The sequence below is a fragment of the Pannonibacter sp. CBAS1226 genome (assembly GCF_055685825.1).
This window is the reverse complement of sequence record NZ_JBVOUO010000003.1, coordinates 477,422-491,856: the sequence shown is the minus strand read 5'-3', so window position 1 is coordinate 491,856 and position 14,435 is coordinate 477,422. Positions and strand designations below refer to the sequence as shown.

Here is a 14,435-nt window from a genome sequence, read left to right as displayed (position 1 = left end):
TGCTGCATTGCATCAATCCGGAAAACCAGCCTGCATTCCCTTTGGGAAGCTCAGCCCTGAATGACGGAAATATGTCATATTCAGCAGGATTGAGCGCTTCAAACCCCGCCTGCATTTCAGTTGCACATTTTTTAGTCAGATTTTCAATGATTTCACGCCGTTTCGTTTTCCAATGCCATGTTGCAGGATAGCAACAATTTGAGCTGCTAGACGGCAGGTTGCAGATGCCGCATGGCTCACACCAGATCCCAGAGAGGCTGGCGCACTCCCTGAAAATGCTCAAGACGCGCAAACCCCGGGCCTAAACCGGTAGTCACTCCCGGTGAGTCACTTCCAGTGAGTCACTTCCAGTGAGTCACTTCCAGTGAGTCGGGGCCTGCCTGGAGCCTGTCAGGCCTTGTCAGCGTCGCGCGCGGCAAGGAACCGCTGTACGGAGACCCGGCTCCAGGGCGCCAGCCGCGCCAGCGCCTTGCTGTAGCTGGCGTGGATGCGCGCTGTAAGCTCGTCCTTGGCCGCAAGCTCTCCCAGCACCAGCTCTGTTTCGCGGCGCAGCGCATCCAGCACGTCTTCGGGATAGAAGCGCAGCAGCACCCCGTCGTCCTTCTGCAGGCTCTCAAGGCTGCCCGCATTCATCCATTCGCTTTCGGCCAGCGAGCGCCCGTTCTCGGCCTTGCAGGCCTCCAGAACGATGGTTCTGAGATCTTCCGGGAGCCCTTCCAGTGCATTCCTGTTGAACAGCGCCTCGCCAGTGCCGTTCGGCTCATGGAAGCCGGGGGCGTAGTAGAACTTGGCCACCTTCTGGAAGCCCATGGCCTGATCGCTCCACGGCCCCAGAAACTCGGTTGCGTCGATGAGGCCGGATTGCAGCGCCGGGAAGATTTCCCCCGGCGGCAGAGCGACCGGCGTTGCCCCCAGACGGCGCATGACCTCGCCGCCCAATCCGGGCATGCGGATCTTCAGGCCGGCAAGATCATCGAGCGTATTGATTTCCTTGCGGAACCAGCCGCCCATCTGCACGCCGGTGTTGCCCGCCATCACCGGCTTGATGCCGAAGGGGGCGTAAAGCTCGTCCCACAGCGCCTGCCCGCCACCCTGCTCGATCCAGGTGATGTGCTCGAGCGGCAGAAGACCGAAGGGAATCGCCGTAAACCAGACGGCGGCCGGCATCTTGCCCTGCCAGAAGAAGGAGGCCGTGTGCGCCACCTGTGCCGTACCGGCTGACACGGCATCGAACACACCGAGCGGCGGCACCAGTTCGCCGGCCGCAAAGAGCCGCACGCGCATGCGCCCGCCCGACATTTTCTCGATCCGGTCGCAGATCGTCTGGGCGGTCGTGCCCGGCCCCGGCAGGTTCTTCTGCCAGGAGGTCACCATCTTCCACTCGATCACCGCAGCGCCCGTGCTGGCAAGCGCAGGCGCGGCCAGCAGAGAAGCGGCACTGGCCGCGCCCAGCTTGAGGGCATGACGGCGCGAGGCGGACGGGCTGGTCTCAGTTGACATGGCTTGTCTCCCAGAGCGCGTGGAAATGATGCACGGGTCCATGGCCTTCTCCGACATGCAGGTCATCGGCCGCACGTATCGCATGGGTAACATAGAGTTTGGCCCCGGCAACCGCATCCGGCAGCGAAAGCCCCTTGGCAAGACCCGCTGCAATGGCGGACGACAGGGTGCAGCCCGTGCCGTGGCTGTTGCGCGTGGCGTGGCGGGGGGCGGTGAACCACTGTTCGCGCCCGTCGCGGGTCAGCAGCAGATCCTCGCTCTCCGGCCCCTCCCCGTGGCCGCCCTTCAGCAGCACGGCCCTGGCGCCCAGATCCAGCAGCGCCTGCGCCTGAGCGCGCATGCCCTCCCGGCCCTGTGCGATCTCGGTATTCAGCATGCGGGCAGCTTCCGGCAGGTTCGGCGTGATCAGCTGCGCGCGCGGCAGCAGTTCCGCAATCAGCACGGAGACCGCTTCCGGCACCAGCAGCGGGTCGCCGGAGGCTGCGACCATCACCGGATCAAGCACCACATTGGAGGCTTCATGCGCATCCAGACCTTCGGCCACGGCACGGATCACGTCCGGACGCGACAGCATGCCGATCTTGATGGCATTGACCTTGAGATCGGACAGCACCGCATCCATCTGCGCCCGCACGAAGGCAGGGGGAATGTCATGAATGGCGCTGACGCCGAGCGTGTTCTGTGCCGTCAGTGCGCTCAGCACGCTGGCGCCATAGACACCGAGCGCCGAGAAGGTCTTGAGATCGGCCTGGATACCGGCTCCGCCGCCGGAATCCGAGCCTGCGATGGTCAGGGCAATGGCAGTCATGGTTCCTCCTGAAATCAGGCTGGCAGCAGCTCAGGCGAGCCGCAGGTGCGCGCCAATCTGCGGCGCATCAAGCCCGTAAAGGGCATCAAGGAATGCCGGGACGAAACTGCCCGGCCCGGTGGCTGTCACGGCAGCCATTTCTCCGGCAATCGCCATGATGGACAGCGCCGCAGCCGCAGCCATCACCGGATCCGACTCCACGGCAAGCGCAGCAGCCGCCACCGCCCCGGCAGCACATCCGGTCGCCGTCACCTTGCCCATCAGCGGATGGCCATTGGCAAGGCGCAGGCCTTGCGTGCCGCTGCTGATGTCATCCACAGCACCCGTCATTGCAACGGGAAGCCCCAGCTGGCGGGAAAGTTCCAGAACGGACGCCCCGCCGCCAAGAGCTGCAAGCTCCCCGGCGTTGATCTTCAGCAAGGACGGCTTCAGAGCCAGCAGGCGCCGGGCCTCACTCAGGCGCGGCGGCGAACGGTCGGCAAAGACGGGATCCAGCACCCAGGGCTTGCCCTCGCCAGCTGCAATGCTGATGGCGCGGTTTGCGGCTTCCTTGCGCGCTTCGTCCAGCGTGCCGAGGTTGACCAGCAGCGCCTGCGCAGAAGCCGTGAAGAAGGGCACTTCTTCCGGCGAAATCGTCATGGACGGAATGGCGCCCAGCGCCAGCAGCACATTGGCGGTGAAGGCCTGCGCGACGGCATTGGTGAGGCAATGCACACGGGGCGCGGACGCGCGGATCTTCTCCAGCACCTCCGCCGTGCGCAAAGCCAGCTGATCTGCAGTGATGTGAGACCTGGCAGCAGCATCCGCTGCGCCGCGTGCCGTTTGACCGCTCATCATCCCAAATCCCTCCGCCGGTACAAGCCGGATCAGGTTCAAGGAGTTGGCACCATCGCCTCTCAGCCCGGCGCATCCGGCGGGCACCCCCATGAGACGGCAAAGAGCTACCAAGCCCGGTCCGGCTTGGCAAGCATGCTCTGCCGGCGGCAAGCGAGCGCAGCGATTGACTGGCGGCGGCGGATCGGCCATGTCCTTTGACAGGACAGCCCTCAGGAGCACGCCATGAAGCCCTTCTTCATCATGATCAAATGCCACCTCGGCGAGACCTACAAGGTCGCCAATGCCATTGCGGATGCCGAGATCGCTTCGGAAATCTACTCCACGAGCGGCGACTATGACCTGCTGGTGAAGGTCTATATCGAGGATGGCGAGGACATCGGCCACTTCGTCAACGAGAAGCTGCATTGCCTCGAAGGCATCCGCGACACCCGCACCATCATCACCTTCAAGGCATTCTGAGGGGGCTCGCACAAAGTTGCAGCCGTTGTTTACCCGGCACGGCCTATCTGTCCCCCTCCCCCTTGAGGGGGTGGGGGTAACAGGCTGAAAACACGGGGTATTTTTATTGAAATCTCTCTGTGCAGAGACGAGAGCCAGTCAAGCAGCGCTCCTGCGTGAAGACCCCCACCCCTACCCCCTCCCCTCAAGGGGGAGGGGAAATGAGAGGCCTCATCCGGAGATACAAAACTCTGAAACTGCTTACTTTTCCAGCATCAAAGCAACGTCCGTGGCGTCTTCCTGCAAGACATGTAAATCCGGCAGGCCGTATGAGCGGGGCGCAGACTGAGGGTCAGGGCCGCAGCGGCGAGGAGGCCTTGCGCGCCCGGCTGTCGTCCTTGCCCAGCGCCCGTTCGCGGTAGATGACGAAGAGGCCCGCCGCGACCACGATCAGCGCACCGGCCACCACCTGCCACACCGGAATGTCGCCAAAGATCGCCCAGCTGAGCAGCACCGCCCACAGCAGGTTGGCATAGTCGAAGGGCGCGATGGTGGAGGCATCCGCATAGCGGTAGCTCTCGGTCATGACGATCTGGCCGACGCCGCCCGCAAGCCCGACGAAGACGAGCAAGGCTGCCGTTTTCGCATCCGGGATGACCCAGGCGAAATCGGGGAAGATCCAGCCAAACGGGATGGTCAGCAGCGAGATCAGCGAGGCACAGCCGGAAAACCAGATGACAATGGTGCTGGTGCGCTCGGTCTCGCAGAGCTTGCGCACGAAGATCATCGCCATGGCCGTGCAGAAGGCGCCAGCGGCCGCAGCTGCCGCGCCGAACCAGGCATCGCCGCTCATTTCCGTGCCGCCCATATGCGGGGACAGGATGACGACAATGCCGAGGAACCCGATGATGACCGCCGTCCAGCGGTAGATGCGCACCGTCTCGCCAAGGAAGAAGAAGGCCAGAACCACCGTGAACAGCGGCGCGGCAAAGCCGATGGCGGTCGAGTCGGCGATGGGCAGATATTTCAGCGAGGTGAAGGCAAACAGCATGGCCGCAATGCCCGCCATGGCACGCCCCACATGGCCAAGCGGCTGGCGGGTATGAAGAGAGCCGGTCAGCTCACCGCGCAGCGCCACGAGCAGCAGCACCGGAAACAAACCGAAGAAGTTGCGGGCAAAGACGATCTCGCCGATCGGCACGCTTTCTGTGGTGATCTTCAGGGCCACCGCCATGCTGGCGAAGGTGAAGGTGGAGCACAGCTTCAGCGCAATGCCCAGGACGGGCCTTTGTGACGTCAGCACTGCGGCTTGCGGCGGAACGGAAGCACCCTCACCGGAAGCCAATACGCGGCTTTCCGCCTCGCCCTCGTCAGGAGCGTTCGAATCCCTCATGGCCATGTGATCGTCCAAAGGTCCGGCGCCGGGGCGGGCATGAAGAGACGGGGCGCCGGTCCCAAGCCTCATCTCAAATCTGCGGGTGCCGTGGCAACTTCGCCGTGCGCACCATGCATGCTACTGTATACAAGGGTAGCAAACCGGTCTCGAAATTCCAGACCATATTGCCGCAGCTTACAGAATTTTACGCTGCCGGGCGGAAGAGGCAACCGGCGATGGTCCAAATGAGGGGACAGCGCAGTCACCTGCGCTGCCCGGTTTCGCATTGCGTTGTCAGACGCGGGCGGCCTGAATGGCCTGCCAGACCCGGTGCGGGGTGGCGGGCATGTCGATATGCTCCACCCCTGCCCCATCGCGCAGCGCCATCTGCAGGGCATTCATCACAGCCGCGCAGCCGCCGATGGTGCCCGCCTCGCCAGCGCCCTTGATGCCAAGCGCGTTGGTGGTGGACGGCACGTTCTTCGTCTCGAAATGGATATCCGGCAGGTCCGATGCCCGGATCAGGCGGTAGTCGAGCAGCGAGGCCGTCAGCAGCTGACCGTCAGCATCGAACACCGTTTCCTCGCACAGAGCCTGACTGATCGCCTGCACCGTGCCGCCGATGACCTGCCCGGCGAGCAGAACCGGGTTCACCGTGACGCCGAAGTCATCAACGATGGTGTAATTCAGCAGCTCGACATCGCCCGTCTCCGGGTCCACTTCCAGCTCGCAGACATGCGTGCCGTTGGGATAGGTGGCTTCGGCCTGCTTCACCTCTTCCTGACCGGCGAGCTTTTCACCCGCTGCAGCGGCAACCGCAGCCAGCGAAACGGAACGGTCGGTGCCGACGACACGGACCTCTCCGTCCACCAGTTCCAGATCATCAATGCCGGTTTCCAGCTGATCGGCGGCCTTTTCCTTGATCTTGCGGACAAGGCTCTTCGAGGCTTCCAGCACCGACGGCAGGCCGAGCGGAATGGAGCGGGAGCCGCCCGTGCCGCCGCCCTGACGCACCCGGTCGGTATCGCCCTGGATCACCTCGATCTGGCCGATATCAAGCCCCAGCTGTTCGGCGATCACCTGCGAATAGGCGGTGGCATGGCCCTGACCGTTGGTCTGGGTGCCGATCAGCAGCGTCACCGTGCCATTGCCGTTCAGTTCCACCGTCGCCTCTTCCCCGCCGGGGAAGGCGCAGGCCTCGATGTAGCTGCAAAGACCGATGCCACGGTACTTGCCCTGCGCCGCGCTCTCTGCCTGGCGGGCGGCAAAACCGCTCCAGTCCGACACCTCAAGCGCCTTGTCCATGTGCCCGGCGAAGTCGCCGGTGTCATACATGCGGCCCGTCGCCGTGGTATAGGGCAGCGCGCTGGAAGGCACGAAATTGCGGCGGCGGATTTCCGCCGTGCCAAGGCCGGTCTCAAGTCCTGCCTTCTCGATCAGCCGTTCGATCAGATAGGCCGCTTCCGGACGGCCCGCACCGCGGTAGGCATCGGTCGGCACCGTGTGGGTGTAGACGCCGGTCGCCGTGACGAAAAGCGCCGGAATATCATAGAGCCCCGTGGACATGGACGTGCCGACGAAGGGGATGAACGGGCCATACTGGTGCAGATAGGCACCCATGGCCGCCAGTACCTGGATGCGCAGGCCAAGGATGCGGCCATCGGCATCCAGCGCCAGGTCGGCGGTGGTGATGTTGTCGCGGCCGTGCGCGTCGGTGACGAAGTGGTCCATGCGTTCGCCGGTCCATTTCACCGGACGGCGCAGCTTCTCCGCCGCAAACAGGCAGAGCGGATATTCCCGGTAGACGAACATCTTGGTGCCGAAGCCGCCGCCCACTTCCGGGGTGATGATGCGCAGCCGTGCCGGATCGATGCCGAGGATGTCCTTGGCGATGACGTCCCGCTGGCCATGGCCGCCCTGCGTGCCCGCCGTCAGCGTATAGCGGCCAGTATCCGCATCATATTCGGCAAGGCAGGCGCGCGGCTCCATGTAGTTGGCCACGAGCCGGTTGTTGACGAGACGGATAGAGGTGACATGCGAGGCGTTGCGGAAGGCTTCTTCCGTCTTCGCCTCATCGCCATGGCCGAGGCGGAACGCCTTGTTGGTGCCATGCTCCGGCCAGACAAGCGTTGCCCCGTCCTGAGCCGCCTCCTCGATATCGACGATCACATCGAGCGGCTCATAATCCACCTCGATCAGTTCCGCCGCCGACTTGGCCGCATTGACGCTGTCAGCGACGACGAAGGCAATGGCATCGCCCACGTGGCGGACGGTATCGGTGCAGAGCACGGGCCGCACGGGGCACCAGTGCATGGTGCCGTCCAGCTGCTTCATCACCGCCTTCACCGGCATCGGCTTCATGCCGCCCAGGTCAGCCCCGGTCAGCACCATCGCCACGCCCGGATGGGCGCGGGCCTCATCGAGACCGGAGACGGAAATCCGGGCATGCGCCATGGCGGAGCGCAGCACATAGGCATGCAGCGTGCCCTCGGGGGCAAAGTCATCCGTGTAGCGGCCTGTGCCGGTGATCAGGGCAGGATCTTCCTTGCGGCGGACCGGGGCACCGATCCCGAATTTCTTCGGCGTCATCTGGTTCATCTGGAAACGGCCTCGATTGTTATGGGCTGATGCAGCCATGCGGCGCGTGGGGATTGGCCTGAAGGGGCTGCGAAGCTTGTCTTGTCAGACAAGAATGTTGTGCCGGACCGTGAAACGTCAACCCCGAATTCGAGGCAGGGCATCCGATCCTCATATCCGCAGGAATGACGAGGGCCTGCCGGTGGCATCCGGCAGGCCCTGCAGAGAGAGGCGCAGGCTTCAGGCCGCAGGCTTGCTTGCCGCTGCAGCCGCGCGCTTGGCAGCTTCTTCCTCGACCAGTTCCTTCTTGGACAGCTTGCCCACCATGGTCTTTGGCAGCGCATCGCGGAACTCGATCTCGCGCGGCAGCTCAATGGCAGAGAGGTGGTCCTTGAGGAAAGCACGCATTTCCTCCTGCGTGACCGTGGCACCGGCCCGCAGCTTGACGAAGGCCTTGGGCGCCTGCCCCCGGTACTCATCGGGAACCGCGATCACGATGGCCTCTTCAACACCGGCGTGCTGATACAGCGCTTCCTCGATCACGCGCGGATAGACGTTGTAGCCCGAGCAGAGGATGAGGTCCTTGATCCGGTCCACCAGATAGATGAAGCCGTCCTTATCCGCATAGCCCACGTCGCCGGTGTGCAGGAAACCGTTCTCGATGGTGCGCGCAGTCTCCTCGGGCCGCTTCCAGTAGCCCTTCATCACCTGCGGCCCCTTGATCACCAGCTCGCCCTTTTCCCCCAGAGGCACGGTGCGGCTCGGGTCGTCCAGAGCGCGGAACTCCGCCTCCGTGCCCGGTGCCAGCTGGCCGATGGATCCGGCACGGCGGCGCTCATCCAGCGGATTGACCGAAGCAACCGGCGAGGTTTCCGTCAGGCCGTAGCCTTCCACGAGGATACAGCCGGTGATCGTCTCGAACTTCTCCTTCACTTCGACCGGCAGCGGCGCGCCGCCGGAGATGCACAGCTTCACGCTGGTCAGATCATAGGAAGGCGTCAGCGGCGAGTTGTTGATCGCCGTGTAGATGGTCGGCACGCCGGGGAACAGTGTCGGGCGCGTGCGCTTGATGGTGTCGAGCAGCAGTTTCATGTCGAAGCGCGGCATCAGAACCATCTGCGCGGCCAGCACGACGGCAAGGTTCTGCGCCACCGTCATGGCAAAGACGTGGAAGAAGGGAATGACGCAGAGCATCCGCTCCTTGCCCTTCTCCGCCGCATGGAAAATGTCCTTCATCTGCTCGATGTTGGCGGACAGATTCGCGTGCGTCAGCATGGCGCCCTTCGGCACGCCGGTGGTGCCGCCGGTATATTGCAGCACCGCAACGTCCTCGACCGGATCAATGGCCACGGGCACCGGGCTGGCGCCACGGTTCAGCAGGGCCGCATAGGGCACATGGCCACCGTCAGCCTTCCAGGCGGCCCGGTCCTTGCCCTTGAACAGGGTGAACAGCGCCCGCTTCACTGCAGGCAGGATATCGGCCATCGGGCAAACGATGAGCCTGTCCAGGATGCCATCCTTGCGCACCGCCTCGACCTTGTCATAGATGACCTTGAGGTCGAGCGTGACCATGATGCGCACTTCCGCATCCCGCGCCTGAAAGGCGATCTCGCGCTCCACATAAAGCGGGTTGAAATTGACGACCGTTGCCCCGGCCTTCATCAGCGCGAAGTAGAAGACTGTGTAGTAAGGCGTGTTGGGCAGGCACAGGCCAACCTTCGTGCCTTTGGTGACCCCCAGTGCCTGCAGGCCTGCGGCAACGCGGTTCACCAGGGCACCGAGCTCACCATAGGTCCAGGTCTTGCCGAGAAAGTCGACAGCCGGGCTCCTGCCATAGGCTGCGACGGTTTCCTCCAGATATTCATGCAGCGGGCGGGGCCTGAAAGCCGCGACCCATTCCTCCACTTTCGCCATGGCGGTCTCCAATCGAGATTCTGCGCCACCTGGAAAACCCCGGCCCGGGAGCCCAACTCCCGGCTTGCGCTCACCAGCGCAACCTCCCTGCCTGCGGCATTCCAGGTTGATACCCCTGCCTGGGGCGTCCTCCTACAGATTTGACGTTCCTTCCGTTTACGTCAACCTGCGACGTAACGGCACCTGCGACTTTTTTTCTGAAATGTCTGGAGAGGCGGCCTTCAACCTTACCTGAACGCGATTTCGGATTTCACATTTCGGATGGCATTTCCGGCACCCGGGGAAGATTGCTTCAGCACATTACCCCTAGTTGAAATTGCCGTCTCCTCAAAACGTGTAAGGGAATCTAATATCCCAGAAGCTGCAGTTTGACGCAGTGCAGCAACGAAAATGGTTGACTGCACGCCTTAAGCATCAAATAATTAAATCAACAAAAATTATTCGGTGCTGGCGCGGCTTCATATCGGCCACCAGGGAGGACGCTGAATGGCAGGAAACGTCACAAGCGGGAGAGGCAGCAATTCGGCGCAACTGCGCCGTTACAACGAACGTATCGTGCTGCAGATCCTGCGCCGCGCCGGGGAAGCCTCCAAAGCAGAGCTCGCCCGCGCAGCCAACCTGACCAATGCGGCGATTGGCGCCATCATCCAGGAACTGGCCCAGGACGGCCTGATCGAGGAAGTCGGCAAGCGGCACGATGGCGGACGCGGCCAGCCGGCCACGATCCTGCGCCTTGCCACACGCGGCGCCTTCGGCTTCGGCGTCCGCCTCGGCCGCGCCGGGATCGAGACCGTGCTGGTTGATTTCGCCGGCCGCATCATCGGGCGCAGCTACCACGACATGATCCTGCCGCTTCCCTCCGTTGCGGTGGACATGATCCGGCAGGACATCGAGAGGCTGCAGGACCTTCTGTCCCCGGCCGAGCGCCGCCGCCTGACCGGTATCGGCCTTGCCCAGCCGTTCAATCTGGGCGCGTGGTTGCAGCAGCTTGGTCTTCCTGCAGAGAACTTCAAGCCGTGGGACGAGGTGGACTTCGCTGCAAGCCTTGAGGCGGCCACCGGTCTTCCGGTTTTCGCCGAGAATGACGGCACGGCAGCGGCAGTCGCCGAGCTGTTCTACGGGCTTGGCCGCCAGGAAGACAATTTCCTCTACCTGTTCATCGGCCCGGCCATCGGCGGCGGGCTGATCATGAATGGCGATGTGGTGCGCGGCGTCACGGGCAATGCGGCCGACGTGGCTGTGATGCCGGTGACGCCAAGCAAGCTGGCCGGCGCCCCGCGCCCGAAAGGCAGCTGGGACATCCTTCTGACCCGCGCCTCGCTCGGCGCGCTGGCACGGCACCTGACGCAAGGCTCCGGCCTGCGCCCGTCACGCGCCGAATTGGAACAGGCGGTCATCGCCGGGCGGCCCGAAGTGGGGGAATGGCTGGAGGATTGCGTGGATGCGCTACTGCCTTCGGTCCGCGCCAGCCACGCCCTGCTCGACATGCCGCTGATCGTGATCGACTGCGACATCGACAGCGGCATGCTGAGCCGTCTGATCGGGAAACTGCACCGGGCGCTCGTTGACGAGGCTCCCGAGGCACGGACAGCGCCGCGTGTGGAACACGGCAGCTTCGGGCAGGACGCAGGCGCGCTCGGCGCTGCCAGCCTGCCCATGTTCTTCAATTTCTCGCCGCGGGCAGAAATCCTGACCGGCGGCCTGAAGGGATCGGCGGGGGTGGGAGCCCTCCGTCTGGAAGCCCCCTCGACAGCTTGAGGGGCAGCCGTTCTGGCCTGAACCGGCCGGGGCCAGAACGGGAGGAGACAAACGGCCAGGGAGGATGACGACAATGATCCGCAAGATGCTTCTCGCAGGTTCCGTACTCGCAGCCATGGGCGCCGTTGCCCCGGCACAGGCCGACACGGTCAACGCCTGCCTCATCACCAAGACGGACACCAACCCCTTCTTCGTGAAGATGCGCGAGGGTGCTGCCGCAAAAGCCAAGGAACTGGGCATCCAGCTGAATGCCTATGCCGGCAAGGTGGACGGCGACAACGACACCCAGGTCGCAGCCATCGAAACCTGTATCGCCAACGGCGCCAAGGGCATCCTGCTGACGGCCTCCGACACCTCCGCCATCGTTCCGGCCGTCAAGCAGGCCCGCGATGCCGGCATTCTCGTCATCGCACTGGACACCCCGCTCAACCCGATCGATTCCGCCGACATGACCTTCGCCACCGACAACTTCCTGGCCGGTGAGCTGATCGGCCAGTGGGCCGTCAAGACCCTGGGCGACAAGGCGGCAGACGCGAAGATCGCCATGCTGGACCTCGATGTGTCCCAGCCGACCGTGGACGTGCTGCGCAACCAGGGCTTCCTCAAGGGCTTCGGCATTGATCTGGGCGACCCGAACAAGTGGGGCGATGAAACCGATCCGCGCATCGTCGGCAATGACGTGACCCAGGGCAACGAGGAAGGCGGCCGCAAGGCCATGGAAAGCCTGCTCGCCAAGGACCCCTCGGTCAATGTGGTCTACACCATCAACGAGCCGGCAGCCGCTGGCGCCTATGAGGCCCTGAAGTCCATCGGCCGCGAGAAGGACGTGCTGATCGTTTCCGTCGATGGCGGCTGCCCGGGCGTTGCCAATGTGGAAGCCGGTGTCATCGGCGCCACCTCCCAGCAGTACCCGCTGCTGATGGCCGCCAAGGGCATCGAGGCGATTGCCGCCTGGGCCAAGGACGGCACCAAGCCGCAGGCCTCCGATGGCAAGGACTTCTTCGACACGGGCGTGTCGCTCGTCACCGGCCAGCCGGTGGATGGCGTCGAGTCCATCTCCGTCGAGGAAGGCAAGAAGCTCTGCTGGGGCTGAGACCCCGCGCATGCGGATCGGGCGGCAGGCCCGCCTGATCCCTGACGTCACAAGAACCAGAAAACATGCCGGAGAAGATCCGGGCGCCCCGCGGCGCCCGGTGTCTCTCTCACAGCGGGAGGAGGCTTGGCCGTGAGCAAGACCGACAACTTCGAGGATGCGGTAAAAACGCGCCGGGAAGAGAATTTCGCCGAGTTTCAGGATCCGAAGAAAGGCGTCCTGCAGCAGTTTCACCATGCGCTGCACACGAACACGGCGCTCGTTCCGCTGCTCGTTCTCCTCGCAGCCATCCTGTTGTTCGGTGCCTATCTCGGAGAGAGGTTCTTTTCGCCCTTCGCCATGACGCTGATCCTGCAGCAGGTGCAGATCGTCGGCGTGCTGGCGGCGGCCCAGAGCCTGATCATTCTCACCGCCGGCATCGACCTCAGCGTCGGCGCCATCGCGGTGCTGACGTCCGTCATCATGGGCCAGTTCACCTTCCGCTATGGCATTCCGCCCGCCATTTCGGTGATGATCGGCCTTGCCTGCGGCACGATGATCGGCGCCGTCAACGGCTGGCTGGTCTCGCGCGTCAAGCTGCCGCCCTTCATCGTCACGCTCGGCATGTGGCAGATCGTTCTGGCTGCCAATTATCTTTACTCTGCCAATGAAACCATCCGTGCGCAGGACATCGAAACCCAGGCGCCCTTCCTGCAGTTCCTTGGCACAACGGTGAAATTCGGCGGCGCCAGTTTCACTTACGGCGTCTTCCTGATGATCCTCGTCGTGGCAGTGCTTGCCTATGCGCTGCGAAGCACCGCCTGGGGACGGCATGTCTATGCGGTCGGCGATGATCCGGAGGCGGCGAAGCTTGCGGGCGTCAACGTGCACCGCACGCTCATGTCGGTCTACATGCTCGTCGGCTTCATCTGCGGCCTGGCCGCCTGGGTCATGATCGGCCGGTTCGGCTCCGTCTCGCCCTCGGCCACCACCGGCGTCATCGGCAACATCCAGGCAATTACGGCAGTGGTGATCGGCGGCATCTCGCTCTTCGGCGGGCGCGGCTCCATCGTCGGTGCCTTCTTCGGCGCGCTGATCGTCGGCGTGTTCGAACTGGGCCTGCGCATGTCCGGTGCCGATCCGCAGTGGACCTATCTTCTCATCGGCGTGCTGATCATCGCCGCCGTCACCATCGACCAGTGGATCAGAAAGGTAACGGCATGACCGAAGCAATTCTGAAGGCCCGTGGCCTCGTCAAACGCTATGGCCGCGTCACCGCCATGGATCATTGCGACTTCGACCTGATGCCGGGCGAGATCCTCGCCGTCATCGGCGACAATGGCGCGGGCAAGTCCACCCTCATCAAGGCACTGTCCGGCGCCGTGACGCCGGACAGCGGCAGCATCTATCTGGATGGGGAGGAAATCCGCTTCACCTCCCCCAATGATGCGCGCATGGCCGGGATCGAGACTGTCTACCAGACGCTCGCCATGTCCCCTGCCCTGTCCATCACCGACAACATGTTCATGGGCCGGGAGATCCGCAAACCTGGCCTCATGGGCAAGCTGTTCCGCACCCTCGACCGCAAGGCCATGGAAGACTTCGCCCGCAAGAAGCTGGCGGAACTCGGCCTGATGACCATCCAGAACATCAACCAGGCGGTGGAGACGCTTTCGGGCGGCCAGCGCCAGGGTGTCGCGGTGGCCCGCGCCGCGGCCTTCGGCTCCAAGGTGATCATCATGGACGAGCCGACAGCCGCCCTCGGCGTGAAGGAAAGCCGCCGCGTGCTGGATCTCATCAAGGACGTGAACTCGCGCGGACTGCCGATCATTCTGATCAGCCACAACATGCCGCATGTGTTTGAAGTGGCGGACCGGATCCATATCCACCGGCTCGGAAAACGCGCTGCGATCATCAAGCCCGCCGATTTTTCCATGTCGGATGCGGTGGCGATCATGACCGGCGCCATGGAACCTCCCGTCGGCCTAGCCGCCTGATTTGAAAAGGCTTTCGTCTCCGCCCCACAAAAAGACCGAAACGGGCGGAGACGTTCCGGAGAATGCGTGTTAGCATTGCGGCCCAACCCATTTTCCTTTATTTAACTCATCGAAATAAATCAGACGGCCGTTGGGGCCGCACTCCAAAAGGGAGACGAG

At 63.6% G+C, this 14,435-nt stretch carries 11 protein-coding genes and 1 riboswitch; of the genes, 5 read left to right on the top strand and 6 right to left on the bottom strand.

Annotation, left to right across the window (positions count from 1 at the left end; translation table 11 throughout):
• Positions 1-390: 390 nt before the first annotated feature.
• The 3 genes from AC0CMF_RS12430 to thiM all read right to left on the bottom strand — a co-directional run bounded on the left by AC0CMF_RS12430 (position 391) and on the right by thiM (position 3,142).
• Positions 391-1,500 (bottom strand): TRAP transporter substrate-binding protein, encoded by a 1,110-nt coding sequence (locus tag AC0CMF_RS12430; protein ID WP_122520434.1) that lies wholly within the window; start codon positions 1,498-1,500, stop codon positions 391-393.
• Positions 1,490-2,308 (bottom strand): bifunctional hydroxymethylpyrimidine kinase/phosphomethylpyrimidine kinase, encoded by an 819-nt coding sequence (gene thiD, locus AC0CMF_RS12425; protein ID WP_122520435.1) that lies wholly within the window; start codon positions 2,306-2,308, stop codon positions 1,490-1,492. Before thiD ends, AC0CMF_RS12430 begins: the two co-directional genes overlap by 11 nt.
• Positions 2,309-2,338: 30 nt before the next feature.
• Positions 2,339-3,142 carry a hydroxyethylthiazole kinase gene (gene thiM, locus AC0CMF_RS12420; protein WP_122521412.1) on the bottom strand — a complete coding sequence of 268 codons (804 nt, stop codon included), beginning with the start codon at positions 3,140-3,142 and terminating at the stop codon, positions 2,339-2,341.
• Positions 3,134-3,243, bottom strand: a riboswitch (TPP riboswitch). (Overlaps the previous gene by 9 nt.)
• 124 nt (positions 3,244-3,367) lie before the next feature.
• On the opposite strand from thiM, the gene AC0CMF_RS12415 reads away from it, so the two are divergent.
• Positions 3,368-3,604: an Lrp/AsnC ligand binding domain-containing protein gene (locus AC0CMF_RS12415; RefSeq protein WP_019964510.1), complete on the top strand. Its 237-nt coding sequence runs from the start codon at positions 3,368-3,370 to the stop codon at positions 3,602-3,604.
• A gap of 331 nt (positions 3,605-3,935) precedes the next feature.
• On the opposite strand, the gene AC0CMF_RS12410 is transcribed toward AC0CMF_RS12415, so the two are convergent.
• The 3 genes from AC0CMF_RS12410 to AC0CMF_RS12400 all read right to left on the bottom strand — a co-directional run bounded on the left by AC0CMF_RS12410 (position 3,936) and on the right by AC0CMF_RS12400 (position 9,449).
• Entirely contained in the window at positions 3,936-4,982 is a 1,047-nt protein-coding gene (locus AC0CMF_RS12410; RefSeq protein ID WP_058899399.1) for a DMT family transporter, read from the bottom strand.
• A gap of 270 nt (positions 4,983-5,252) precedes the next feature.
• Positions 5,253-7,556: a xanthine dehydrogenase family protein molybdopterin-binding subunit gene (locus tag AC0CMF_RS12405; RefSeq protein WP_122520436.1), complete on the bottom strand. Its 2,304-nt coding sequence runs from the start codon at positions 7,554-7,556 to the stop codon at positions 5,253-5,255.
• A gap of 219 nt (positions 7,557-7,775) precedes the next feature.
• Positions 7,776-9,449, bottom strand: a complete 1,674-nt coding sequence (locus AC0CMF_RS12400) for a long-chain-fatty-acid--CoA ligase (protein ID WP_374629006.1) — start codon at positions 9,447-9,449, stop codon at positions 7,776-7,778.
• A 486-nt stretch (positions 9,450-9,935) separates the two neighbouring features.
• On the opposite strand from AC0CMF_RS12400, the gene AC0CMF_RS12395 reads away from it, so the two are divergent.
• From AC0CMF_RS12395 to AC0CMF_RS12380, 4 genes are all read left to right on the top strand, one after another.
• Entirely contained in the window at positions 9,936-11,207 is a 1,272-nt protein-coding gene (locus AC0CMF_RS12395) for an ROK family transcriptional regulator (RefSeq protein WP_094463275.1), read from the top strand.
• A 73-nt stretch (positions 11,208-11,280) separates the two neighbouring features.
• Positions 11,281-12,300, top strand: coding sequence for a sugar ABC transporter substrate-binding protein (locus AC0CMF_RS12390; RefSeq protein WP_050474175.1), 1,020 nt, complete (start codon positions 11,281-11,283; stop codon positions 12,298-12,300).
• A gap of 132 nt (positions 12,301-12,432) precedes the next feature.
• Positions 12,433-13,503, top strand: a complete 1,071-nt coding sequence (locus AC0CMF_RS12385) for an ABC transporter permease (RefSeq protein ID WP_050474277.1) — start codon at positions 12,433-12,435, stop codon at positions 13,501-13,503.
• Positions 13,500-14,276, top strand: a complete 777-nt coding sequence (locus AC0CMF_RS12380; RefSeq protein WP_050474176.1) for an ATP-binding cassette domain-containing protein — start codon at positions 13,500-13,502, stop codon at positions 14,274-14,276. The genes AC0CMF_RS12385 and AC0CMF_RS12380 overlap by 4 nt, the downstream gene beginning before the upstream one ends.
• Positions 14,277-14,435: the final 159 nt, after the last annotated feature.

Excerpts from the sequence above, each read along its gene's own strand:
- thiM (WP_122521412.1), bottom strand. The coding sequence starts at position 3,142 with ATGAGCGGTCAAACGGCACGCGGCGCAGCGGATGCTGCTGCCAGGTCT.
- AC0CMF_RS12400 (WP_374629006.1), bottom strand. The coding sequence starts at position 9,449 with ATGGCGAAAGTGGAGGAATGGGTCGCGGCTTTCAGGCCCCGCCCGCTG.
- AC0CMF_RS12410 (WP_058899399.1), bottom strand. The coding sequence starts at position 4,982 with ATGGCCATGAGGGATTCGAACGCTCCTGACGAGGGCGAGGCGGAAAGC.
- AC0CMF_RS12430 (WP_122520434.1), bottom strand. The coding sequence starts at position 1,500 with ATGTCAACTGAGACCAGCCCGTCCGCCTCGCGCCGTCATGCCCTCAAG.
- AC0CMF_RS12390 (WP_050474175.1), top strand. The coding sequence starts at position 11,281 with ATGATCCGCAAGATGCTTCTCGCAGGTTCCGTACTCGCAGCCATGGGC.
- AC0CMF_RS12395 (WP_094463275.1), top strand. The coding sequence starts at position 9,936 with ATGGCAGGAAACGTCACAAGCGGGAGAGGCAGCAATTCGGCGCAACTG.
- AC0CMF_RS12405 (WP_122520436.1), bottom strand. The coding sequence starts at position 7,556 with ATGAACCAGATGACGCCGAAGAAATTCGGGATCGGTGCCCCGGTCCGC.
- thiD (WP_122520435.1), bottom strand. The coding sequence starts at position 2,308 with ATGACTGCCATTGCCCTGACCATCGCAGGCTCGGATTCCGGCGGCGGA.
- AC0CMF_RS12380 (WP_050474176.1), top strand. The coding sequence starts at position 13,500 with ATGACCGAAGCAATTCTGAAGGCCCGTGGCCTCGTCAAACGCTATGGC.
- AC0CMF_RS12415 (WP_019964510.1), top strand. The coding sequence starts at position 3,368 with ATGAAGCCCTTCTTCATCATGATCAAATGCCACCTCGGCGAGACCTAC.